Below are 24,791 nucleotides of genomic sequence, written 5' to 3'. Positions count from 1 at the left end.
GTCCCCACCCCGCTCCCGACCCGCCGGGGGCCCGAGCACCCGCACCGAGCACCCGCACCGAGCCGCCGGCGCCCGTCGCACCGCCGGCCGCCCACGGCGAAAACCGGCCACGTCGGACGACGAGCCGTACTCCCCATCACGACCCGCAGCCGCCCCTGGGTCACCGGACCGCCCTACGGTCCGGCCGCACCGCCGCACCACCCCCACCGGGGACACCCGTCCCCCACCCCTGGAGGGAAAGCATCATGAGATCCACCACCGAGGCCCCGTCGATCAGACGGTCCGTCAACCGCTTCCTGCCCGCCGCCATCGCCGCGGCGGCCCTCGTCCTCGCGGGAGTGCCCGCTGCCGTGCCGGCCACCGCCGCCACGGCCTCCTCCGTCACGGCGCCCGTGCTGACCGGTAAGCAGCTCGCCGCGTCGTGGACCGGCCCGCTGAGCACCCAGGGCCGCTACATCGTCGACGCCAAGGGCGACCGGTTCAAGCTGAAGGCGGCCAACTGGGCCGGCGCCCAGGGCACCTGGGAGGGTTCCGGCGACGTCAACGACCCGGCGAACAACCAGGCACGCCAGGTGTCGCACAACATCCCGCTCGGGCTGGACCGGGTGCCGATGGCCCAGCTGATGTCCGACTTCCACGGCCTGGGCATCAACAGCATCCGGCTGCCGTTCGCCAACGCGATGATCCATGACACCACCCCGGTGCCGGACTCCGCCGTGACGGCCAACCCGCAGCTCAAGGGCAAGACCCCACTGGAGGTCTACGACGCCGTGGTGGCCGCGCTCACCGCCGACGGCTTCGCCGTCATCCTCAACAACCACACCACCACCTACCGCTTCTGCTGCGCACTGGACGGCAATGAGCGGTGGAACAGCGGCCAGTCCACCAAGCAGTGGGTCGACGACTGGGTGTTCCTCGCGAAGCGTTACAAGGCGAACAAGCGGGTGGTCGGCGCGGACCTGCGCAACGAGGTCCGCCGGGACTGGAACGACGACGTCAACTGGGGCTGGGGCGACGACCACGACCTGTACGCCGCCTTCCAGGAGGCCGGCAACAAGATCCTCGATGCCGACCCGGACATGCTGATCATCATGGAGGGCATCAACTGGCAGGGCATCCCCCAGGGCATGTTCGGCCACGGCCGCCCGATGCTCACCCCCGTCCGCAACCTCTCCAACACCCTGGTCCAGTCGGGCAAGCTGGTCTACTCCGCGCACTTCTACGGCTACACCGGCCCCAACCACACCGGAGCGAGCGGCGGCTGGCAGAACGGCGAGACCAACGACCCCCGCTACCAGGACCTCAGCCCCGCGGACCTCATCAAGACCGTCCACGACCAGGCGCTGTTCGTCACCGAGGCCGGGTACCACTACACCGCTCCGGTGTGGATCAGCGAGTTCGGCGCCGCCGGCCGCGGGTCCGACAACGCCAAGGAGAAGACCTGGTTCGACCGGTTCACCGACATCCTGGTGAACAACGACACCGACTTCGCCATGTGGCCGCTGGTCGGCTGGGCCGACGCCAACGGCAAGGTGAACGACAACTGGGCGCTGATCTCCTACGACGCCAAGGGCAAGCGCTACGGCCTCCAGGACGGCGGCGACTGGCGGGTCGACGACTGGAACAAGATCGCCAACGCGCAGGGCAGGACCGGCCAGGTCGACAAGGTCGACCACTGGAACATACTCGACCGCAGCCAGGACCTCTCCGCCACCATGCGTGCCCAGGCGGACTGGAGCTTCGGCAACCGCAAGGGCAACTGCCCCGACACCGAGCGGCTGATCGGCTTGGCCCGCAGCTCCAACCGCAGCCTCTGCACCGACGCGGGTCAGCCCGTCAAGGCCGACGGCAAGTGGATCACCGTCACCGACGAGCGCTACGTCAAGCACGGCGACTGGGCGTCGGGCCAGCGGAAGCTGCAGTGCCCGGACAACAGCTTCGTCGTCGGCTACAGCGCCAACGGGCCCATCAAGGCCGTGCTCTGCGCACCCGCCGCCGGGGAGCTGTCCACCACCAACCGCACCGTCTGGTTCGACCGGGGCGACAACCGTCCCGCCACCGGCGGCTCGGCGAAGAGCGACTGGGCGCCCGGCAACTACAAGGGCCAGTGCAAGGACGACGAGTACCTCGCCGGCATCGGCAACGCGTGGTACGCGCACACGGGCGACGTCCCCAACGTCCTGCTCTGCCGCCCGCTGAAGTGACCCGCCGGTCCGCCCGCGGTGGGGCCGGCAGACCTCACCGCGGGCGGACCGTCCTTTCCACTCGCCCCTCGGCGGTACGCGCCACCAGCGTCCTCAAGGGCTGAGCCGCCCCCGGGACACCGGACCGCCCTACGGTCGGACCGCACCGATCCACGGTCGCACCACTCCCCACCGGGACGCCACCGTCCCCCACCCCTGGAGGGAAAGCACCATGAGGTCCAGTAGTACGACTCCGGCCGTCAGGCGATCCGTCAACCGTCTTCTGCCGGCTGCGATCGCCGCGGCGGTCCTCGTCCTCGCGGGCGTGCCCGCTGCCGTGCCGGCCACCGCCGCCACGGCCTCCTCCGTCACGGCGCCCGTGCTGACCGGTAAGCAGCTCGCCGCGTCGTGGACCGGCCCGCTGAGCACCCAGGGCCGCTACATCGTCGACGCCAAGGGCGACCGGTTCAAGCTGAAGGCGGCCAACTGGGCCGGCGCCCAGGGCACCTGGGAGGGTTCCGGCGACGTCAACGACCCGGCGAACAACCAGGCACGCCAGGTGTCGCACAACATCCCGCTCGGGCTGGACCGGGTGCCGATGGCCCAGCTGATGTCCGACTTCCACGGCCTGGGCATCAACAGCGTCCGGCTGCCGTTCGCCAACGCGATGATCCACGACAAGACCGCGGTGCCGGACTCCGCCGTGACGGCCAACCCGCAGCTCAAGGGCAAGACCCCGCTGGAGGTCTACGACGCCGTGGTGGCCGCGCTCACCGCGGACGGCTTCGCCGTCATCCTCAACAACCACACCACCACCTACCGCTTCTGCTGTGGCCTCGACGGCAACGAGCGGTGGAACAGCGGCCAGTCCACCCAGCAGTGGATCGACGACTGGGTGTTCCTGGCGAAGCGCTACAAGGCGAACAAGCGGGTGGTCGGCGCGGACCTGCGCAACGAGGTCCGCCGCGACACCTGGGACGACCCCAACTGGGGCTGGGGCAACGACAAGGACCTGTACAAGGCGTTCGAGGACGCCGGGAACAAGATCCTCGAAGCCGATCCGGACATGCTGATCGTCATGGAGGGCATCAACTGGCAGGGCATCCCCCAGGGCATGTTCAGCCACGGCCGCCCGATGCTCACCCCGGTGCGCACAATGTCCAACAGCCTGATCCAGTCGAACAAGCTCGTGTACGCCGCGCACTTCTACGGCTACACCGGCCCCAACCACACCGGAGCGACCGGCGGCTGGCAGAACGGCGAGACCAACGACCCCCGCTACCAGGACCTCAGCCCCGCGGACCTCGTCAAGACCGTCCACGACCAGGCGCTGTTCGTCACGCAGGAGGGTCAGCACTTCACCGCTCCGGTGTGGATCAGCGAGTTCGGCGCCGCCGGCCGCGGGTCCGACAACGCCAAGGAGAAGGACTGGTTCGACCGGTTCACCGACATCCTGGTGAACAACGACACCGACTTCGCCATGTGGCCGCTGGTTGGCTGGGCCGACGCGAACGGCAAGGTGAACGACAACTGGGCGCTGATCTCCTACGACGCCAAGGGCAAGCGCTACGGCCTCCAGGACGGCGGCGACTGGCGGGTCGACGACTGGAACAAGATCGTCAACGCGCAGGGCAGGACCGGCCAGGTCGACCAGGTCAACCACTGGAACATGCTCAGCCTCTCGGGCGGTGACCAGAACCTCTCGATCACCATGCGCGCCAAGTCCGACTGGTCGCCCGGCAATGACAAGGCCGTCTGCCCGGACAGCGAGCGCCTGATCGCTTTCGGGCGCAGCAACAGCACCGGTCTGTGCACCGACGCCAACCAGCCCGCCGCCGGCACCGGCGACTGGACCGCCGTCAACAGCGAGAAGTACGTCACCGAAGGCGATTGGGCTTACGGCTACAACAAGATCCAGTGCCCGGACAACACCTTTGCCGCCGGCTACAGCGTCTACGGCTCGATCGTCGCCCTGCTCTGCCGCCCCTCCGCCAAGCCGCTGCCGACCGGCGGCCGCACCATCTGGTTCGACCACGGGGACAACCGGCCCACCACCGGCGGGTCGGTGCAGAGCGACTGGGCGGCCGGCTACTACAAGGGCCAGTGCAAGGACGACGAGTACATCGCCGGCGTCGCGATGACCTGGCGCTGGAACGAGCACGGCGTCCCCGACGCGCTGCTCTGCCGCCCGCTGAAGTGACCCGCCCGTCGGCCCCGCCTCGGGGCCGATCGGCTTCATCGACGCTCGGGACCTCCGTCCCCCGGAACCTCCGTGCCCCCCGGCCCGGAGACTTCCGGGGGACGGAGGTCCTACCGTTTCCCGACCTCTCCGCCGTCGCCGAGGGCCCGCGCCCCAGGCCGTGGCCGGATCCGGAGGGGCGGGACAGACCCGGTTGCCCACCCTTCGGCAAGGTTATCTACCCTGGTGGACTTACTATCCAGCTGGTAGCACCCAGGTCCAGGAAGAGGCGGTCTCGTCATGCCAGTCGGAGCGGAGCGCGTCAGGCCGGAACCCTCCGGGCGACCGACCATGAAGGACGTGGCGGCCGTCGCGGGCGTGGCGCTGAAGACGGTGTCACGCGTGGTGAACGGTGAGCCGGGCGTGAGCAAGGAGACCGAGGCCAAGGTCCGCGCGGCGATCGAGCAGCTCCGCTTCCGCCGTCACGACGGTGCCCGGATGCTGCGACAGGGCAGCCGGACGCGGTGCATCGGCCTGATCCTGGAGGACCTCGCCGACCCGTTCTACGCACAGCTCGGCCGGGCGGTCGAGGAGATCGCCCGCGCGCACGACTCGCTGCTGCTGACCGCCTCCTCCGTCGAGGACCCGGTTCGGGAGGAGGAGCTGGCCCTGGAGTTCTGCGAGCGCCGGGTCGACGGGCTGATCCTCGTGCCGACCTCGGCCGACCACGGCTACCTGGCCGGCGAGCTCGCCGCGGGTACGGCGGTGGTCTGCGTCGACCGCCCCGCCGCGGGACTGTCGGTGGACACCGTCCTGGCCGACAACCGGGGTGGTGTGGCGGACGGGGTCGGTCACCTGATCCGCCAGGGGCACCGCCGGATCGGCTACCTCGGTGACGCCCCCGGCATCTACACCGCCGCCGAGCGGCTGGCCGGCTACCGCGAGGCGATGGCGGACGCGGGGTGCGGGACGGGGGAGCACTGGGTGGCGATGGGCCGGCCCGACCCGCTGGGCATCCGCTTCGCCCTCGACCGGATGCTGGCCGGCCCCGAGCCGGTGACCGCGCTGATGTGCGGCAACAACCGGGCGACCGTCGCCGTCCTGCGCGACCTGGCCACCCGCGGGACGCACCCGGCGCTGGTCGGCTTCGACGACTTCGAACTCGCCGACATGCTCCCCGTGCCGGTGACGGTGGTCGCGCAGGACCCGACCGCGATGGGGCGGATGGCGGCCGACCTGCTCTTCCGGCGGATGGACGGCGAGCAGGCGCAGCCCCAGCGGCTCCAGATCCCGACCCGTCTGATCCAGCGCGGCTCGGGAGAGCTGCCCCGCTGACGCCCTCGCGCGGTGCCCGGGCGCGGGTCCGGCGGCCGGACCCGCACCTGAGGCGGTGTCGACGGTCTCCTCTCTCCTCTCCTCTCTCTCCGATCAATTCCGCCGTCGATTGACATCGTTGTCATCAGTTGGCCAGGATGGTACCCGGGGGTGAACGATGCCCCAGTTCACGGCTGTGCTCTTCGAGGAGAACGATGTCAACTGAGCCGGTTTTCACGCCGCTGTCGGCACCCACCGCGCCCCCCTCTCCCGCCGGGCCCGGCGACCCGGAGTGGCTCGCCGCCGAGCGGGAGCGGCTGCTGTGGTTCGCCGCCGGCTCCGTCCTGGACGCCGGCGGCTTCGGATGGCTCGACGACCGGGGATCGGTCGACGAGCGCGGCCCGGTCCACACCTGGATCACCTGCCGGATGACCCACGTCTTCGCCCTCGCCCACCTCCTGGGCGACGCCGGGTCGGCGGAGCTGGTCGACCACGGCCTGGCCGCCCTGGCCGGTCCGCTGCACGACGACCGGAACGGCGGCTGGTACACCGGCATCGACCACGCGGGCGACCCGCTCACCGGTGACAAGGCCGCCTACGCGCACGCCTTCGTGGTGCTGGCCGCCGCCAGTGCGACGGCCGCCGGGCGCCCCGGGGCCGCGGCGCTGCTGCAGCGCGCGCTCGACGTCGTGGAGCACCGCTTCTGGGACGAGGCCGCGGGCCGGCTGGTGGAGACCTGGGACCTGCCGTGGGAGTACTGCGAGGCCTACCGCGGCGCCAACAGCAACATGCACGCGGTCGAGGCGTTCCTCGCGGCGGGCGACGTCACCGGCCAGGGGATCTGGCACGAGCGCGCCCTGCGGATCGCCGGCCATGTGATCGACGAGCACGCCCGTGCGGCCGGCTGGCGCCTGGTCGAGCACTTCGACACCGACTGGTCCCCGCTGTACGAGTACAACGAGGACCGCCCGGACGACCCGTTCCGCCCCTTCGGCGCGACGGTCGGTCACTGGTTCGAGTGGGCGCGGCTGCTGCTCGGCCTGCGCGCGAGCCTGACCGATCCGCCCGGCTGGCTGCTGGAGGCGGCCGAGGCCCTCTTCGCCGCCGCCGTCCGCGACGGCTGGCAGGTGGACGGCGAGCCCGGGTTCGTCTACACCGTCGACTGGGACGGCAAGCCGGTCGTCCGGGCCCGCATGCACTGGGTGCTCGCCGAGGCGGTCGCCGCGGCGGCGGTCCTGCACCGGGTCACCGGGAACCCCCGGTACGACGAGTGCTACCGCACCTGGTGGCAGCACGCCGAGGAGGTCTTCCTCGACCGGGACGGCGGCAGCTGGCACCACGAGCTGAACGTCCGCAACGAACCGGCCGCCACCGTGTGGCCGGGCAAGGCCGACGCCTACCACGCGGTGCAGGCGACCCTGATCCCCGGTCTGCCGGTGGCGCCGGCGATGGCCGAGGCCCTGCGCCGCCGGGCCTGACGCGCGCCGGGCGGCCGCCCCGCCGCCTCCGCCACTCCTGAGAGGAACGAACATGATCACCGTCGTCGGCGAGATCATCATGGACCTGGTCGAAACCCCCGGCGGTACCACCGCCTGTCCCGGTGGCAGCCCCGGCAACGTCGCGGTGGGCCTGGGCCGGCTGGGCAACCCCGTCTCGCTGCTCACCCGGCACGGCCGCGACGCCTACGGCGCGATGCTGGTCGGCCACCTCGCCGGCAGCGGGGTCGCGCTCCTCGGGACCCCCGAGGACGACCACCCGACCAGTGTCGCGATCGCGCGCCCGGACGGCACCGGAGCGGCGAGCTACGAATTCACCCTCGCCTGGCGGCTCCCATCCGGGCTGAGCGCGGACGACCTGCCGGTCCGGACGGAGTGTCTGCACACCGGCTCCATCGCGGCCACCCTGGAGCCCGGGGCGTCCGTCGTCCGGCGGCTCGTGGCGCAGGCCCGGGGGCGCTGCACGGTGTCGTACGACCCCAACGTCCGGCCGGCCCTGATGGGCAGCCCCGAGGACGCGCGGACGGCGGTCGAGGACCTGGTCGCCATGGCCGACGTGGTCAAGGTCAGCGACGAGGACCTCCGCTGGCTCCACCCCGGACGCGACGCCGCCGAGGTGGCGCGCTACTGGCTCGCCCTGGGGCCGGCCCTGGTCGTGGTCACCCGGGGGCCGGCGGGCTCGTACGGGGTGTCCCGCGCGGGCGCCGTGGAGCGCCCGGCGGTGCCGGTCGAGGTCGTGGACACCGTCGGTGCCGGTGACGCCTTCACCTCCGGGCTGCTCGACGGCCTGCGCCGGCGCGGGCTGCTCGGGGCCGCCGCCGCGGACCGGCTGCGCGGGCTGGGCACCGGTGTCCTCGCCGAGCTGCTGGACGAGGCGGCGCTGGTCTCCGCGTTCACCTGCGCCCGCGCCGGTGCCAACCCGCCCACGGCGGGGGACCTCGCCGACCACCGGGAGGCCGCGGTGGCGGGCGCCGGGGCGGGCGCCGGTGCCTGATCCCAGAGGCGGCCGAACGGCCCCGGGGTTCCTCGGAACCCGGGGGCCGCAGGCCTTTTCTGAGGTGACGTCAGCTGGCGGTGGCGCCGTCCAGCGGTGCCGCACCGGCACCGGTCTGCCAGTTCTGGATCGGCCACTCCTTGTGGTAGTTCAGGAAGGGCAGGTCCCGCTCGGCCAGGGTGGTGCCGAGGATGGCGATCCGGGCGAAGAGCTCACCCTTGACGTCGAGCCCGCCGTAGAGCTTCGCCGAGCCCTTGATCACGGGGGCCTCGGCGCTGCCGTCGAGGACCACGGACCCCTTCACGACGGTGCGCAGGTAGGGCTGGACGGAGGCCCGGACGCCGACGGCGTCGTACAGGGCGACCGAGGCCTGGGCCTCCAGACCGCTCTTCACCGAGGCGTTGCCGACCAGGTTGAGCTTGACGGGTGTGACGGTGGAGGTGCTGGGATCGGTGGTGGTGGTCCAGCCCCGGCCGTTGACGTAGTCGGAGTGCACGCCCCAACTGCCGTCGTAGCGCTGCTCGGAGTCGACCGTGACGGTGCCGTCGGCGCTGATGACGGCGGACACGGTGAAGTTGAGGTTGACCACCACGGGCAGCACGCCGACCCACACCACGGGGCTGGCCTTCAGCGTGGCGATCGGGATCTTGATCGGGGAGCCGGTGGCCTTGAGCTTGGCGCCGACGCGCCAGTCGGCGTGAGCGCCGAGCTTGAAGCCGACCCGGGCCGTCTGCGGGGCGAGGATGCCCCACCCGCCCTGGTAGTTGAAGTCCACGGTGGGGTTGAGCTCCACCGAGCCGGCCAGGGTGGCGGAGGAGCCGTCGGAGAGCGGGACGGTGGTGTCGGCGCTCAGGCCGAGGCCGCCCGAGACCGAGCCGTTGCCGCCGGTGATGCCGGTGACGTTGTAGGCCACCTTGAGGTCCTTGACCAGGGGCTGCACCGAGATCGACGCCGGGCTGACCGAGGCCTTCAGGTTGACGTCCGTCTTGCCCAGCAGTTCCGGCAGGGTGGCCGGGCGGGTGGTGACGGTCACAACGTTGTCAGACGACTGCTGAACACCGGTGACGGCGACCAGCGCGCCGTGCGGTGCGCCGGCGGTCGGCGGGCTGTCGATCAGCTGGCCCGGCCGGATGTCGGCGGCGGCCTTCGCCGCGTCCGCGGGCTTCCCGGCGGGCGTGGCGAGGACGGCCTTGCCGGTCGAGGCGTCGTAGGAGCTGAGCGTCAGGGCGGGGGTGGGGGCCGGTGCGGCGGCGCCGGAGTCGTTCGGGGTGGCGATCGTGGCCTTGGTGTCGCCGGTACCTGCCGGAGCGTCAATCACCGTGCCCTGTACCGGAGTGGAGGAGACCGGCGCGGCCGCGGCCGGAGTGGGCACGGGGGCGGCGGACGCTGCGGCGGGCAGTGCGCAGCCGCAGAAGACCAGCAGGGTGGACGCCGCGATGGTGGGCAGCGCCAACGTACGTACGGACATGTGGGGTGTCGCCTTCGATAGACGGTGAAGGGAGCGGTGCAGGAGTGGTGCGGGCCGATTCCCGGGTACGGGCTCAGGCCTCGTGCGGGTGCCGCCCACTCCCGTCCGGCGCCTGACGGCATGCCGGATCGGCGCTCTGGATGATGGCCAGGGCGCGGAGGGAGTCACGCGGGCGGCAGGTTCACCGGAGTTCGGTTACTGGCCCGTAGGTTATCGCGCCCGACCCCTGTTTGGAATAGTCCCAACTACCCTCATGGACCAACAGCCTGATCCTTCATGTCCAGGCAACTTCGGGTTCGCCCAACGGTATCCGGGCGCCACCCCCGCGAGACCCACGGGCGGCTGGCCGGCCGCTGACCAGCGGCGAAACCCCCTTCCCGGCCCCGTCCCGACCCCCACCCCGGACAGCCCGCCCGCCCCCGGTCGCCCACTGTGCAGAATCGCGCGACCGGCCGACTCGTCTTGAGGCATTGATGCCTTGATGGTGTCATGGCCCCATGCTCTTCGCCCTGCCTGTGCTGGAAGCGGCCGACCTGCGGGTTCTGTCGGAGATCGACGAGATGCGCGATCGGCTGCGGCTCCACCTGCGCGCGTCCCGGCGGTGGGAGGGGCAGCTCCGGCGAAATCTGACCGCGCGGGCCATCGCGGGGTCGAACACGATCGAGGGCTACGCCGCGAGCGTGTCGGATGTCGAGGACATCATGGTCGGCGAGGCGCCCATCGACGCGAGCGGGACCGTGACCGCCGAGATCGAGGGCTATCGGCAGGCGATGACCTACATCCAGCGCCTCTCCGAGGCCGGTGAGGACTTCGCGTACAGCAAGGGGCTGTTGAGCGCGCTGCACTTCATGATGCAGGGTCACCACCTGCTCAAGCGGCCGGGTTGGTGGCGCACCGGCGCCGTGTACGTCACCTCGGCCGAGGACCCGACGATCGCCGCGTACACCGCGCCGGACGCCGACCGGGTGCCGGCTCTGACCGGAGAGCTCGTGGGCTGGCTGAATGAGGGTGACCTGGACGCGCCGGGGCTGGTACGGGCGTCGATGGCGCACCTGAACCTGGTCGCGATCCACCCGTGGTCCGACGGCAACGGGCGGATGTCACGGGCCCTGCACACTCTGGTCCTGGCCCACGAGGGCATCATGGCGCCGGAGTTCTCCAGCATCGAGGAATGGCTCGGCCGGGCCCGCAACACCTACCGCTACTACGACGTCCTCGCCGAGGTGGGGGGCCCTGTCTGGTCCCCTGAGCGGGACACTCTCCCCTGGGTGCGGTTCTGCCTGCGCGCGCACCACCAGCAGGCCCAGAGCGTCGAGCGTCAGGTGAACACCACCCGTGAGGTCTGGACGGCCCTCGACGAAGCCATCGCCCAGCACGGGTGGCCCGATCGGATGCTCTACGCTCTCTACCCCGCCGCCATGGGCAACCGCCTGCGCCGGGCCACCTACCAGGCCGACGCCGAGCTGAGTGAGCAGCAGGCGCAGCGTGACATTCGAGAGCTTGTCCGGGTCGGCTGGCTCGGTGCGAAGGGCGAGGCCCAGGGCCGTTACTACACCGCGGGTCCAGAGCTTCCCGAGGCGGTCACCCGTGGAGTCCGCGAGCCGAGGCCGCTCCGCGATCCCTACACGTGACGACCGGGCGCAGGCTCGCACCTGTGCCGCCCCTGACGGTCGGCGGTGCCGGAGCCCGGGACCGCCGACCGCTGTTCACCCCGCCGAGGGGTCGATGGTCAGGCGGGCGACCACGCGGGTGCCGGTCGGGGAGGGGAAGGCCAGCCACCAGGCGGTGCAGTGCCGTACCACCTCCAGGCCGCGGCCGTCGGCGGGGGCCTCGTCCGCGGTGTTCGGTGCGGACCAGCGGCACCGCCACGTTCCGGAGTCCTTGACCTCGATGGTCAGGGCCGTGCCGTCGAACTCGACGGAGACCGAGACGTCCGGGCTGTCGCTGTGCACCACGGCGTTCGTGACCAGCTCGGAGACGACCAGCGTCAACCGGTCGACGGCCTCGGCGGGGACGTGCCACCGGTCGGCCGCGTCGCGGGCGAAGTGCCGCAGGGCCGGGACGGCGGCCGGTGACGCCGGGGCGTCACGCAGGGCGAAGGCCCACACGCGCCCGGTGCTGGGCGAGGGAGCGGGGGACCGGTCCTGCTCGATGGTCCCGGGAAGAGCGGAGGAATAGGCCATGACAGCTCCTGGGGCGTCCCGTAGGTGGTGCATGAACGGGTACCTACGACCTTGCCCGCGCCGGGTCGGGGGGACAATCAGGGCTCCCCGGATTAGGTATACGTAGTCCCCGGTGGCCGCGGTGCCGAGGTCAGGAGCCGTCCGCCAGGCCGAGGAGCGCCTCGCCCACGGCCTTGCGCGTGGTGCCGAGCTTCCGCAGTACCCGGGCCACGTGCTGTTCGACGGTCCGGGGCGAGAGGAAGAGGGCGGCGGCGATGTCCTGGTTGGTCGCCCCCCGGGCGAGCAGCTCGGCGACCTCCCGCTCGCGCGGGGAGAGCCGGTCGCCGTACCCGCGGCGCCCCGGCGAGTCCGGCCGCCCCGCCCCGAACCCGCCCAGCAGGTGCCGGCACCGTGCGGCGTCGGCGGTGGCGCCGAGCCGGGTGTAGGTCTCCAGCGCCTCGACGAGGTGCGGCGGCGCGGCGTCCGGTCGCTGCGCCGCCTCCAGCCGTCCCAGCCGCTCTCCGGCGCGGGCGGCCTCGTAGGGGCGGCCGATCTCCTGCCACGCCCGGTGGGCCCGCGCGAACCACTCGGCCGCCGCCTCCGGCGCGTCGTCGCGCAGCAGCAGGCCGCGGGCGAGGTGGAGTTCGGCGTCCCCGGCGGGGGTCTCGCGCCCGCGCAGCCCGCGGTCGGCCTCGTCCACCAGCCGTTCGGCACCGGCCCGGTCGCCGACGGCGAGGGCGGTCTCGACCGCGGTCGGCAGCATGCCGGCGTTCCGCGGCCAGGCCCGGGTCTCGCGCAGCAGCGCGACCGCCGGGGCCGCCGTGGCCACGGCCTCCTCGACCCGGCCCAGGGCGAGCCGGAGGTTGACCTGCCCGGCGGCCGCCCGCAGCGCCACGCTCACCTCCGAGTGGGTCTCGCCGAACTCCGCCGCGACCGCGAAGTGTTCGAGCGCCTGGCTGCTCTGCCCCCGGGCCGCGGCCAGTCCGCCGAGGAGCAGGGTGCGTTCGACGCTGACCAGGATGATGTCGGGGTACTCGTCGGCGAGCGCGGCCAGCCGCTCCTCCAGGCCGTCCCAGCGGCCGCCGAAGTAGTCCAGGCCGAGCAGGACGGAGCGTCCGTACACCCCCAGGTACGCGATGCCCGACCGGTCGGCGCGGTCCAGGTTCCCGGCCAGGAGCTGCCGGGCCCGGGCGTCGTGGCCGAGCTCGGAGGTGAAGGTGCCGGCGTTGTGCACGGCCCGGGCGGTCTGCCGCACCACGTCCTGGTTCTCCGAGTCCCAGGGCAGCCGCTCCAGCAGCTGCCAGACCGCCGGGTCCCCCTCCCGGGCCATCAGGGTGATCCGGGAGGCCTGGACGGCCGCCCGCATGCCCTCGTTGGGGCTGTCGCGGACGGCGGCTTCGGCGCGGTCCATCCAGTGCTCGGACTGCTCGACCGCGCCGTCCCATTCGTTCATGGCGAGCGCGATCATCGCCCGGGCCGCCCGCTCCGGGCGGCCGGCCAGCTCTTCGGCGGCCCGCTCGATCTCGCGGAAACCCGCCCGGTCACCGGCGTGGGTGACCAGGAGCAGGCCGAGGCCGAGCCGGACCTCGCCGCGGGTGTCCTCGGGCAGCCGGGGGTCGGACAGGATGCGGCGCAGCATCGCGGCGGTCGCCGTGTAGTCCACGCCGAGCGCCGCGATGCGGGCCAGCGCCAGGGCGGCCCGGGACCGCAGGTCGTCGAGGATCGGCTGTTCGAGGATCTGCCGCAGGAGGGTCGCCGCGGTACCGGTGTCGCCCACCGCGATCGCCTGGTCGGCGGCCTCCTCGGCCCGGCGCAGCCACTCCTCCCGGTCGCCGAGGGCGAGCGTGTGGTGGGCGACCTGGACCAGCGGAACCGGCCGCTGCGTCTGGAGCTCCTCGATCGCCCGCCGGTGCAGCCGGGTGCGGCGAGGTCCGGGCACGTGCCGGTAGGCGACCTGCTGGGCCAGCACGTGCCGGAAGGCGTAGCGGCCGGATCCGGTCTCGCGCAGGACGGAGGCCGCCAGCGCCTCGGTGATCCCCCCGGCCCCCTCCTCGGGATCGAGCCCGGCGACCGCGGTGAGCAGCGCCTCGGTGGCCGGGACGGCGAGCACCGCGGCGGCGCCGACGACGGCCGCGCCGGCCGGGGACAGCGTGGCGAGGCGCTCGGTGACGGCCTCCCGCAGGCCGTGCGGCGCGTCCGCCCGCTGGAGCCGCTCCACCGCGTCGTCGTAGCCCTGCTGCCGGCCCTGCTCCAGCAGGGTGAGCAGGTCCTCCTCGGCGACCAGTGGCAGGCCCTCGCTGCGCTGGTAGAGGGCCCGGCCGAGGGCCCGGGTCGCGTGGTGGCCGACGGTCGCGGTGGCCAGTTCCTGGATGTCGTCCTCGGCGAGGGCGCCGAGGTGGATGGTGGTGCCGGTCACGCCCGGCGGGTGGCGGTAGGCGGAGCCGAGGACGGCTTGTCCGGGCGGCAGGTCCTCACCCCGGTAGGTGAGCACCATGGCGAGGTTCTCCGGCAGGTCGCGGGCGAGCAGCAGCAGCAGGTCCCGGGTGGCCTCGTCGACCCAGTGGACGTCCTCCACGACCAGCACGACCGGGCCGAGCACGCCGAGGAAGGAGCGTACGGCCTGGACCAGCCGGTGGCGCTCGGCGTGCGGGTCCTCGACCGGGTCGGGCGGGGGCGGCAGGCGGTGGGCGAGGTCCGGGAGCAGCGGGGCGAGGGCGCCGGCCGTCGGCGGGGCGCCCGTGCTGGGGAGCAGGCCGCCGGCCTTGCGCAGCGCGTCCACCACCGGGCCGTAGGGGAACGGTTCGCGCAGCGGGTAGCAGGAGCCGGTGAGGATCCGGCCGCCCTGCCCGGCCAGTACCAGCGCCGCCTCGTGCACCAGGCGGGACTTGCCGATCCCGGCCTCGCCCTCGACCAGGACGACCGCCGGGGGGTGCCGGAGGGCGGCCAGCAGGAGGTCGAACTCACGCCGGCGCCCGACGAACGGGAAGTCCCCGTCCTTGCCGGGGAACCTGCGGTCCGGGACCTTCACCACGATGGTCAGCCTCCTGCGCTGCCGTGCCGGGCCGGCCCGGTGCGTCCCTCGGCCGGCTGTCCCGCGCGGGGACGCCCAGCACGCCTGGTACCGATGCTACGGGTCCTTGATCGGACCGGCCGCTCCTGGATCCGCCCGCAGGCGGGGCGCCGCGCCCCTCCTTCGCCCGCTCCTTCGCCGCCGCGCCGCCCGCCCCTCGGGCCGCCGGCGGGAAGGCGGCGGACAGGACCCGGCCCCGCCCGGTCCCGCGACGGGCGGGACCGTCGCGTCACCGGGGGTGCCGGAACCAGCGCCGGCCGAGCGGGTGGGGCGTCCGCTCCGGGTGCGCGTGACGTCCTGACGGCGGTGTGCAGTGGGGCTGGGGCGGGCGCCGGTGTCGGGGCTGCGCCGCATGGCGCCGATGGGTGCGGCCGGGGAGGCCGTGCACCGCTCCGGTGGTGCGGAGGTACGGGTTCACCGGGGAGGCGGGGGCGGTGGCGGGGTGGGCCGCGGGTCGGCCGACGGCCAACGGTCCCGGGTCGGTGGTGGCGAGGACGGTGCCCAGGGCCGTGGCGACGGCGAGCAGGGCGGGGCGGGCGGTCCTGCGCCGCTGCGGGGCGCCGCGGCGTCGAGTGGTCATGGCGGGGGGCGCCTCACGGCCGAGGTCGAGGAGCGGGCCGGGCGCCGGTGTACGGGCCCGGGCGTCCGGGGCGCGGCCACGCCCGCCGGATGCCTGGACAACGATGTCACAGGTCGGCGGCCCGCAGCCAGGGGGCCTCGCAGAGCGGGCCACCGCACCGTGGCCGCCCTTCGGCCTACGGCCGCGCGGCGCCAGCCGTGGACGGCGGGATCTCGCCGGAGCCACGGGGGAGGAGGGTGGTGGGCAGCCGGACCGTCCGGGCCTCGCCGGTCCGGCCGCGCAGGCGCTGGAAGAGCAGGTCGGCCGCGGTGCGGCCCATCAGCACCGGGTCCTGGGCGACCACCGTGACCGGCGTGGGCAGCAGGTCGGCGAGCTCGAAGTCGTCGAAGCCGACCAGGGCCGGCCGGGCGGCCAGAGCGGCCAGCTCGCGGACCGCCGCCACGGTGATCCGGTTGTTGCCGCACAGCAGCGCGGTGACCGGCTCGGGCCCGGACAGCATCCGGGTCAGCGCGTGTCGGATGCCCACCGGATCCGGATGGGCCATGGCGATCCAGGAGCGGTGCACCTCGCAGCGGGCCTCCGCCATCGCCCGCCGGTAGCCTGCCAGGCGTTCGGCCGCCGTGTAGATGCCGGGGAGGTCGCCGAGGTAGCCGATGCGGCGGTGGCCGTGCCGGATCAGGTGGGCCGCGCCGTCCGCCGCACCGCCGAGGTTGTCCGCCAGGACGGTGTCGACGGCGACCCCGGGGGTCGGCCGGTCGACGCTCACGACGGCCGTGCCGGCGGCGATCTCGGGCCTCAGGTAGGCGTGGTCGGCGATCGTGGGGACGATCAGCAGCCCGTCCACCCGGCGTGCGCAGAAGTCGGTGGTGAGTTCGCGCTCCCGGCGGGGAGCGGCCGCCGAGGAGCCGGTGAGCAGCAGTGACCCGTGGTTGCGCGCGACCTCCTCGACCGCTCGGCTCAGCAGCGAGTAGAACGGGTCCGAGACGTCCTCCAGGATGAGGCCGATGCTTCCGGTCCGGGCCCCCTGGCGCAGCAGCCGGGCGCCGTCGTTGCGTCTGAATCCCAGCTCCGTGATGACCCGGCGGACCCGGGCGGCCGTCGAATCGCCCACGCCGGGCTCGCCGTTGACGACCCGGGAGACGGTCTTGAGCGAGACGCCTGCGCCGACCGCGACGTCCTTCATCGTCGGCCGCGAGGCGGAATCCGCCGGGTGATGAGTGGTCGGCATGCGGGTGACCGTCCTTTTCTGGCGCGGGCGGCCCGGTGGGGGAGGGAGGGCCGCCGGTTGCGGACAACGATAGACAACGTTGGCAATGGACTCCAGATACCGGCCCTCGATTTCGGGGTCGGGGCTGCGGATGGCCGGGGCTTCGTGCCTCGCGGCGAGCCTCGCGGTCCGGGAACTCCGGCGCCACGATGCGAGACGCGGCCGGGTCACGGGTCGATGCGGGGAGGATGGTGTCATGGGCCGGAAGGACCGTGTTGAGCTGGAGGAATGGCTGCGCGGTGGGGGCTGTGCGGGGCTGATCCGTCACTCGCCCCCGGCCGCCGGCCGGTCGGCGGTGGCCTGCACTCCGCGCGAGGGCCTTGACAGTGGCTTCGGGGCATGAGTTGATTCCCCTTATCTAGACAACGTTGTCTATAGGCGGCGGGTCGAAGGCGTCGGGAACACCGGGAGTCGGTGGGACGGCCGGTCCGCCGGTGGAGCACTCGGGTGGGGCAGGGGCCGGTCGGCAGGCCCGTGACCGACCGGGCCCTGCCCCACCCCCCACAAGCCCTCCGACCCGGCGGTGGCCCGGTCCCTCCGCACGGCGGACCGCGGCTCCTGAGCCGGGGCCGCGGCTTTCCCCCATGGGCCGTGGCCCCACCCGGGGCCCGGGCGAGTCGCCCCCTGCTCGCCCGGGCCCCGTTCCCCCGAGGGTCCCTGAACTCCGTCCGGCGGATGCCCCAACCGTCCGCATGCCGCTGGGCGGGCGCCGTACCGCACTTCTGAGGGTGAGGCCGCGGTACGGCCGCCGGTCATCTGGTCCGCGCCCCACCGCATGGCCAGGTGACCGGTCCTTCGCTGTGTTCGTCCGGGGCCTCCGGACCCGCGCAGCACGGAGCGGCCCGGCACGTTCGGGGAACGTCCCGGGCCGCTCGGGTGTCGCGGATTCGACGCGCTTCGCAGCCGTCGCGGTCTGCCCCCCTCGTGACCCCGAGGCCGCCACGGTGTGGTGGCAGCCGTTGGCGGGAGGCAGGCCCCGGGGCGTACGAGGTGGCGCGCCGTCACGTCCTACTCGCTCGGGTCCCAGGCGGCGAGCTGCTCGAAGACGCCTCGGTCGCCGTCGAGCTCCAGGGAGTCGATCGGGATGCGGTTGTGCAGGATGAGGACCAGCTCGTTGGCCGTGCCCCGGATCGAGAGGGAGGCGGGAGCCGCGTCCGGGTCCTGGCCGGCCGCGGTGGCCGACTGGGTGCCGGGCTCGGCGAGGCGGACGGTCCGCGCGCCGTCGGCGGAGAGCGAGAGGCGCCAGGAGCGACCCTCGGAGGCGTGGAAGTCGATGGCGGCGGGCTTGTGGGGCCAGGCACTCGCCGTGGCGACGCAGGTGGACAGGAACTCCTCGACACCGTCGAGCGCCACCTCGACCGGCAGCGGCCGCGGGGCACCGACGGTGATCTCGGCGTCGTACGTGTGCACCGCCATCTGCTGGAGCTGGTGGCGGGCCACGGCACCGGTGGTGTGCGGCGACTGCAGCGTCTCCCACCACGACCAGCAACCGCGATCCGGGCCGGCCTTCCGCAACGCGTCGACCAGCTGCTCCGTGGACTCCGCCAGCCAGGCCAGCAGGGCCTCGCGCTCCCGGGGCGCGGCCGGGGCGCCCTGCGCCGCGGACTTGGCCGGAGCGGGCCCCGCGGCGACGGTGGCGGCCCAGTCGCGGCGCCCCTCGCCGATGTGCTGGGCCAGATCGAACAGCGTCCACTCGGGGCAGGTCGGTACCTGTGCGTCGAGGCTGGGCGCGGAGGCGATCGCGGCGCGGAAGGCGGTCGATCGGTCGTCGATCAGGCGCAGCAGAACGGGGAACTCGAGTGTCATGATCACCCCGAGTTTCTATCACCCTGCTCCGATGATCCGACAGCGATTATTCACCGCGCCCTCACGGGCGGACCTGCGCCCTCACGGGCTGACCTGCGTCACCGCGGCGAACCGATGGCGGACCTCGCGGACCAAAGACGGCAGGTCGACCGGAGGCGGGCCGCAGAGTGTTCATCAGCAGGCCGCTGCGCGATCGGCTCCGGGCCCGGACCCACCCGAACGCCCGATCCGTAGCCGGCCGCCCTGATCAGGCGCTCCGCGCCGACGGCTGTACCGCGGGTTCCCCACGGCCGGTGAACGGCTGCCCGTCGAGGGTCCAGTGGTCGTCGAGCGGGATCTCCAGGGCGTGGTAGACGTGGGCGGCGACGTCCACGTGCCGGAGCGGGCCGGGCGCCGCGCCGGCGGGAATGTCCGGTCCGCGGGCGGCGATCCAGGCGGTGCGCTCGTTCGTGCTCCGGCCGCCGTGGCCGCCCTCGTCGCGGTGGCCGTGGTCGGTGACGACGATGACCGTCCATTCCTCCCCGGCGTGGCCGGGGCGGTCGCGCAGGGCCGTCAGCAGCCGTCCGAGCCGCTCGTCGGCGGCCTCGACGGCGCGCCGGTACTCCGGGCCGCAGCCCAGGAAGTGGGCCGTCTCGTCGGGGGAGCCGAGGTAGACGAAGCAGGCGTCGAGGTCGGCCTCGTCGGTGAGGAGCCGGGAAGCCTCGGTGGCGACCCGCTCGTCGCACTCCTCCCACCCCGCCGGGGTGTCCTCGCGCGCGGCGATGTAGGACAGCCGGCTCGGGGAGAGGAAGAGCGGGCCGCCGTCCTGGGCCAGGAACAGCGGGGTCCAGCCGCCGATGGCGAGGGTGCGGCGGCCGCGCTCGGTGGCGAGGCGGGTGGTGAAGTCCGGGAAGACCCGGAGGCGGTTGCCGTCGAAGTTGTTGCCCCAGACGCCATGCTTGGTGACGCCGACTCCGGTCAGGATGGTGCTCCAGCAGGGACCGGACATGGTGGGGGTGGTGTCGTCGATCTCGACCGGGGCGAGGAAGCCCTGTTCGGCGACGCGGTCGAGGTGGGGGGTGCGCAGCAGCGGAAGCAGGTCGAGGCGGACGCCGTCGATGCCGACGACCAGGACGCGGCGGGTGTTCATGGCCGGGGACTCCCTCGGTGGTGGTAGGCGGTCAGCGGAGGGCGCGGCGGAGCCGGATCAGCTGGCTGGCGTAGTCGCCGGTGGGGAGCCGCAGGTCGATGCCGCGGTGCGCCAGTACCGCCCCGGGGTGGACCTGACGGGTGTCGAGGTCGACGTACCCGGCGCCGCTGTCGAGGGCGGGCAGCCGCAGCGGGGCGGGTGCGTGGCCGAAGCGGGTGGTGGGGCGCCAGACGAGGACGGCGTGGTCGTCGCCGTCCGCCGAGGCGTAGTGCACGGCCGTCACACCGCCGGCGGCGGTGAGGCGGTGCTGGCGGCCGTGCTGGACCAGCGGCCGGATCTCCTTGTAGCGGGCGACCAGCTCGGCGGCCTCCCGGAGTTCCTCCGCCGTCCAGTCGATGAGGTCGCCGCCGAGCCCGAGCGCGCCGGCCATGGCGACGTGGAAGCGGAACCGCAGCGGGGTGGCGCGGCCGGTGGTGCCGTAGGGGCTGTCGGTGACCCAGGCGGCCATGGTCTGGGCGGGGAAGAGCTGGCTGAAGCCGTGCTGGATCGGGAGCCGGTCGACCGGGTCGGTGTTGTCGGAGGTCCAGGCCTGGTCGGTGCGGGCGAGGACACCGAGGTCGACCCGGCCGCCGCCGCCGGCGCAGGCCTCGATCCGCAGCCCGGGGTGGTCGGCGCGCAGCCGGTCCATGATCCGGTGGACGGCGCGGGTGTGGTCGATCCAGAGCCGGTCCGGGTCCGGATGGCCGGGCCAGCCCGCTTCGGTGACGACCCGGTTGGCGTCCCACTTCAGCCAGTCGATGGCGTGGTCGCGGATCAGCCCGTCCAGGGTCCGGTGGGCCCAGGCCTCGACCTCGGGCCGGGCGAAGTTCAGCATCAGCTGGTTGCGCAGCTCGGTGACGTCCCGGGTGGGAGTGTGGACCACCCAGTCCGGGTGGGCGCGGTAGAGGTCGCTGTCGGCGTTGACCATTTCCGGTTCGACCCAGAGGCCGAAGGCCATGCCGAGCCGGTGGACCTCGTCGGCGAGCGGGCGCAGGCCGTCGGGGAAGGCCGCGGGCCGGGGCGTCCAGTCGCCGAGGCCGGCCCGCTCGCTGTCGCGCGCGCCGAACCAGCCGTCGTCGAGGACGAACAGCTCGGCGCCGAGCCCGGCGGCGAGCCCGGCCAGCCGGGCCTGGCTCGGCAGGTCGACGGCGAAGGCGGTGGCCTCCCAGGAGTTGTAGACGACCGGCCGGTCGCGGTCCGGCTCCGGGAGCACGTGCGCGCGGACGTAGTCGTGCCAGGCGCGGCTGGCGCCGCCGAAGCCGTCGGGGCTGTAGAGCCCGGCGAAGACCGGGCTGCGCAGGGTCTCACCGGGGGTGAGGGTCCAGCTGAGGCCCTCGTGGCCGAAGCCGCCGGTCCAGGTGGTCCGGCCGACCGGGTCGCGGTGCACGGTGACGCGCCAACTGCCGCTCCAGGCCAGGGCGGTGCTCCAGACCTCGCCGTGCTCCTCGGTGGCGCTGCCGTCGTCGAGAGCGAGCCAGGGGCTCGCGTGGTGGCTGGTGATGCCGCGGCGGCTGGTGAGGACGGTCTCGGCGACCGGCAGGCGGTCGCGGTGCAGCTGGAACTCGCTGTTCCAGCCGCCGGCCAGGTGGCTGAGCCGGTAGTCGGGCAGCGGCGGGAGCGTCCAGGAGGCCGAGTCGAGGCGGTCGACGGTGATCGGTCCGGCCTCGCCGTCGGGGCTGCCGGTGTGGGTGAGTTCGGTCCAGCGTTCGACGACGTCGGTGTCGGGGCGCACCCGGTAGCAGAGTTCGGCGGTCAGCGGGTAGCGGCGGTCGGCGAGCAGGAGCCGCAGTTCGCCGCCCTCGGCGCGGTGGCCCCGGAAGTCCCACTGGGCGCCGCGGGTGCCGTCCGCGAAGCGGACCCGGAGGCCGGCCGGTCCGAACCGGGCGCCGGTCTCCACGGCCAGTTCGTCGGGGGCGGCCTCGGCCTCGAAGCTGCTGTCGGCGGGGGAGGTGCGCTCGGGGAGCGCGCCGGGGTCGAGCGCCGGTCCCCAGTGGAGGTGGCGGGGGCTGCCGTCGGCGCCGATGCGCAGGGCGTAGACGGTGCGGGGAGTGCGGAGGGTGGCGAGACCGCGGGCGGTGTCGAACGACACGGGGGGGAGCAGCACGGATGGATTCCCGGAGCGAGTGTAGGGGTGTCGGAGGCCTGGGCCGGGCGGCGGTCGGGGCGGCGCGCGTGGCTGGGGTCCGGCACGGAAGTGTCCCGACAGTAGGGTCCGCCGCCCTCGAAATCAATACTGGACGAAGTTATTTATTTCCGGCTACATTGCATTCGTGTTTCCGATTCGCTCGCAGTCGCTGGTTCCCACGTCTGCCGACATCGTTGTCCAGGCCACGCTACCGGCTGGCCCGGTCAATGAACTGCTTGACACCAGGTCCGAGTTCGGGGACCAACCACCCCCGGGTCTCCCGAATCGTGACCTCGGCGAACGTCGACCACCGCTACGACGTCCGCTACGGTGTCGTCCCAGGTCGGCGTGGTGTGTCGCCGACCGAGGATGTGGCGAAGGCGACCAGCCTGAGCGCCATCATCGACAACGTTGCCACCACTCCTGCCCCAGCCGAGCACCGGCTCGGCGGAGCAGCGGCACCGAGAACCCCGCACCGGCCACCGTCGGCGCGGCAACCGGATCCGGCCCGTCGTCGGCGGCCTTCAGGCGCTCCTCGCCCGGACACGCACCACCCCGTCGGTCCCGTCCCACGGTCGGGCCGCACCGCCTCGCACCACCCGCGGAACAGCACCGGCCCCGACCGGCACCCCGCACGGTCCGCCGGCACCGGACGTCCGACGCCGGCCGGGCGCACCCACCCACACCTGACCACCCCCACCCTTGAGGATGCGACATGAGCGAGCACAGACCACAGCTCGGCCGACGCGGATTTCTCGGCGGCTCGCTGCTCTTCGTCGCCGGCCTGGCCGTCGGCTGCAGCACCAGCCCGACCGGCGGGTCCGGCTCCGGCGGCGCGAAGACCACGCTGAACGTCTGGTCCCACGCCTACGGCGAGGCCGGCACCCAGCAGGCCCTCACCCGCTACGCGACGGAGTTCACCAAGGCCAACCCCGACATCGCGGTCAAGGTCACCTGGGTCCCGGGGGACTACGGCAGCAAGCTCAACGCGACGCTGCTCACCGACGGCGCCCCGGACGTCTTCGAGATCGGCGACTTCAACGAGGGCCTGGCCCGGCGCGGGCAGATCGCGGCCCTGGACGACCTGTACGGCAGTGCCAAGTCGGACTTCAACGAGGGCGACCTCGACACGGTGGCCGTCGACGGCAAGCTGTACGGCGTCAAGATGGTCGACGACGTGATGATGCTCTTCTACCGCAAGAGCGCGCTGGCCAAGGCCGGCATCGCGGTGCCGAACAGCTTCGACGCGCTGGTGGCCGCGGCCAAGGCGCTCACCACGAAGAGCGGCAAGGGCCTGTTCGTCGGCAACGACGGCGTCGGCGACATGCCGGCCCTGACGGTGTTCTCCAACGGCGGTGACCTGGTCACCGACGGCAAGGTCGCCTTCGCCTCGCCGCAGGCCGTCGAGGCGGTGACCGCTCTGAAGCGGCTGCACGACGACCAGTCCCTGCTGCTCGGCTTCACCACCGACTGGTGGGACCCGTCCGCGCTCACCCAGGGCGTCGTCCCGATGCAGTGGTGCGGCCTCTGGGCGATGCCCGCCGTCAAGACCGCGCTCGGCGACGACTTCGGCGTCATGCCCTGGCCCGCGTTCAAGCCGGGCGGCTCCCCGGTGGTCCGCGTCGGTGGCTGGACCAGCTGCGTCAACGCCAAGGGCCGGAACGTGGACGCGGCGAAGAAGTTCGTCCAGTGGCTCTGGGTCGAGCAGACCGACCTCCAGAAGGACTGGTCGGAGAGCTACGGCTTCCACGTCCCGCCGCGCAACTCGGTGGCCGCGACGGCGGACAAGCTCTCCCAGGGCCCCGCCAAGGAGACCGTCGAGCTCGCCGCCAAGTACGGCCGGCACAACCCGAACACCTGGGACGCCTCGGTCAGCACCCCGTTCGCCGCGGCCGCCACGAAGATCGCTTCCGGCGAGGGCGACCCCGCCCAGCTCCTGGCCGACGCGGCGAAGCAGGCCCAGGCCGCGGTGGACAAGCAGCGGTCCTGATGAACGCCCCCTCCCACACCGTCGCTCGCTCCGAGCAGACAGCGCGCCCCGCGGCCGAGCCGCGGGGCTCCGCCCCCGCCCACCGCCGTCCGCGCGCGGACCGCCGGGCCTGGGGAGCGTTCGCCCTGCTCACCGCGCCGATGCTGATCGGCCTCGGAGTGTTCAAGTACGTCGCGATCGGCTGGAGCTTCCTGCTCAGCCTCAGCGACGCCCACGGCACCATCGGACTCGGCCACTGGGTCGGGCTGGACAACTACCGGGCGCTGCTCTCCGACGAGACGTTCCGCGGCTCGCTGGTCCAGATCCTGCTGTTCACCGCGTTCATCGTGCCGATCACCTTCGCCGCCTCGCTCGGGCTGGCCCTGCTGGTGCACCGGATCCGGCGCGGCCGGGCGCTCGTCCGGACGGCGTTCCTGATCCCGGCCGCGGTCTCCTACGTCGCCGCCTCGCTGCTCTGGAAGATGTGCCTGTTCAACGGGCTGCCGGCCGGCATCGCCAACATGATCGGCGCCTGGTTCGGGATGGACACCGTCCCCTGGCTGCAGACCACCTCGCCCCCGCTGTACTGGGTCGCCCTGGTGACCGTCCGCCTCTGGCTCCAGGTCGGCTTCTACATGGTGCTGTTCCTGGCCGGCCTCCAGGGCATCCCCCGGGAGATCTACGAGGCCGCCGAACTCGACGGCGCCACCGGCCTGCGACTGCTGCGCAGGATCACCCTGCCGATGCTGCGCAACACCTCGGTCGCCGTCCTGATGCTGCAGTTCATCGCCGCGTTCCAGGCGTTCGACGAGTTCTACAACCTGTTCAGCAGCGGGCTCAGCGGGCTCGGGACGGCCCCCGTGCAGACCCCGCTGGTCTATCTCTACAACACCGCGATGGGCTCGCAGAACTACGGGCTCGGATCGGCCGGAGCGTTCGTGCTCACCGCGCTGATCGTGGGTGTGACCCTGATCCAGGGCCGGTTCACCGGCTTCGGCAAGGCGGAGTGA

At 73.1% G+C, this 24,791-nt stretch carries 16 protein-coding genes; 8 read left to right on the top strand and 8 right to left on the bottom strand.

All coding sequences use genetic code 11. The features are described 5' to 3' along the window. The first annotated feature begins 245 nt into the window (after positions 1-245). From ACZ4UX_RS17795 to ACZ4UX_RS17775, 5 genes are all read left to right on the top strand, one after another. Positions 246-2,204, top strand: a complete 1,959-nt coding sequence (locus ACZ4UX_RS17795) for a glycoside hydrolase family 5 protein (protein ID WP_465707338.1) — start codon at positions 246-248, stop codon at positions 2,202-2,204. Between the two features lie 211 nt (positions 2,205-2,415). Next, positions 2,416-4,383 (top strand): glycoside hydrolase family 5 protein, encoded by a 1,968-nt coding sequence (locus tag ACZ4UX_RS17790; protein WP_465707337.1) that lies wholly within the window; start codon positions 2,416-2,418, stop codon positions 4,381-4,383. 279 nt (positions 4,384-4,662) lie between these two features. Continuing rightward, entirely contained in the window at positions 4,663-5,697 is a 1,035-nt protein-coding gene (locus ACZ4UX_RS17785) for a LacI family DNA-binding transcriptional regulator (protein ID WP_465707336.1), read from the top strand. A 194-nt stretch (positions 5,698-5,891) separates the two neighbouring features. After that, positions 5,892-7,154 carry an AGE family epimerase/isomerase gene (locus ACZ4UX_RS17780; RefSeq protein WP_465707335.1) on the top strand — a complete coding sequence of 421 codons (1,263 nt, stop codon included), beginning with the start codon at positions 5,892-5,894 and terminating at the stop codon, positions 7,152-7,154. Between the two features lie 52 nt (positions 7,155-7,206). Continuing rightward, complete coding sequence (locus ACZ4UX_RS17775; protein ID WP_465707334.1) at positions 7,207-8,166, top strand: carbohydrate kinase family protein; 960 nt, start codon at positions 7,207-7,209, stop codon at positions 8,164-8,166. A gap of 70 nt (positions 8,167-8,236) precedes the next feature. On the opposite strand, the gene ACZ4UX_RS17770 is transcribed toward ACZ4UX_RS17775, so the two are convergent. Continuing rightward, complete coding sequence (locus ACZ4UX_RS17770) at positions 8,237-9,634, bottom strand: hypothetical protein (protein ID WP_465707333.1); 1,398 nt, start codon at positions 9,632-9,634, stop codon at positions 8,237-8,239. Between the two features lie 497 nt (positions 9,635-10,131). On the opposite strand from ACZ4UX_RS17770, the gene ACZ4UX_RS17765 reads away from it, so the two are divergent. Further along, complete coding sequence (locus ACZ4UX_RS17765; RefSeq protein ID WP_465707332.1) at positions 10,132-11,265, top strand: Fic family protein; 1,134 nt, start codon at positions 10,132-10,134, stop codon at positions 11,263-11,265. Positions 11,266-11,340: 75 nt separating this feature from the next. Here the strand turns inward: ACZ4UX_RS17765 and ACZ4UX_RS17760 are convergent, their stop codons facing one another. The 7 genes from ACZ4UX_RS17760 to ACZ4UX_RS17730 all read right to left on the bottom strand — a co-directional run bounded on the left by ACZ4UX_RS17760 (position 11,341) and on the right by ACZ4UX_RS17730 (position 21,791). Continuing rightward, positions 11,341-11,817 (bottom strand): ATP-binding protein, encoded by a 477-nt coding sequence (locus tag ACZ4UX_RS17760; protein WP_465707331.1) that lies wholly within the window; start codon positions 11,815-11,817, stop codon positions 11,341-11,343. Between the two features lie 130 nt (positions 11,818-11,947). Further along, a complete protein-coding gene (locus ACZ4UX_RS17755; RefSeq protein WP_465707330.1) occupies positions 11,948-14,827 on the bottom strand; it encodes an ATP-binding protein in 2,880 nt (959 codons plus the stop codon). A gap of 268 nt (positions 14,828-15,095) precedes the next feature. Next, entirely contained in the window at positions 15,096-15,446 is a 351-nt protein-coding gene (locus ACZ4UX_RS17750) for a hypothetical protein (RefSeq protein ID WP_465707329.1), read from the bottom strand. Between the two features lie 175 nt (positions 15,447-15,621). After that, positions 15,622-16,674: a LacI family DNA-binding transcriptional regulator gene (locus ACZ4UX_RS17745; RefSeq protein WP_465707328.1), complete on the bottom strand. Its 1,053-nt coding sequence runs from the start codon at positions 16,672-16,674 to the stop codon at positions 15,622-15,624. Positions 16,675-17,721: 1,047 nt separating this feature from the next. Further along, positions 17,722-18,525 (bottom strand): maleylpyruvate isomerase N-terminal domain-containing protein, encoded by an 804-nt coding sequence (locus tag ACZ4UX_RS17740; protein ID WP_465707327.1) that lies wholly within the window; start codon positions 18,523-18,525, stop codon positions 17,722-17,724. A 241-nt stretch (positions 18,526-18,766) separates the two neighbouring features. Further along, positions 18,767-19,648, bottom strand: a complete 882-nt coding sequence (locus ACZ4UX_RS17735; RefSeq protein ID WP_465707326.1) for an alkaline phosphatase family protein — start codon at positions 19,646-19,648, stop codon at positions 18,767-18,769. A 31-nt stretch (positions 19,649-19,679) separates the two neighbouring features. Next, positions 19,680-21,791, bottom strand: a complete 2,112-nt coding sequence (locus ACZ4UX_RS17730) for an alpha-galactosidase (RefSeq protein WP_465707325.1) — start codon at positions 21,789-21,791, stop codon at positions 19,680-19,682. Between the two features lie 736 nt (positions 21,792-22,527). On the opposite strand from ACZ4UX_RS17730, the gene ACZ4UX_RS17725 reads away from it, so the two are divergent. Further along, complete coding sequence (locus ACZ4UX_RS17725) at positions 22,528-23,802, top strand: ABC transporter substrate-binding protein (protein ID WP_465707324.1); 1,275 nt, start codon at positions 22,528-22,530, stop codon at positions 23,800-23,802. Continuing rightward, the gene (locus tag ACZ4UX_RS17720; RefSeq protein WP_465707323.1) at positions 23,802-24,791 is read left to right on the top strand and encodes a carbohydrate ABC transporter permease; all 990 of its coding nucleotides are present in this window, start codon (positions 23,802-23,804) and stop codon (positions 24,789-24,791) included. The genes ACZ4UX_RS17725 and ACZ4UX_RS17720 overlap by 1 nt, the downstream gene beginning before the upstream one ends.

The sequence above is a fragment of the Kitasatospora sp. NPDC028961 genome, from assembly GCF_055564815.1.
Note: the sequence above shows the minus strand (reverse complement) of the source record. Positions and strands in the feature narration are given on the sequence as shown.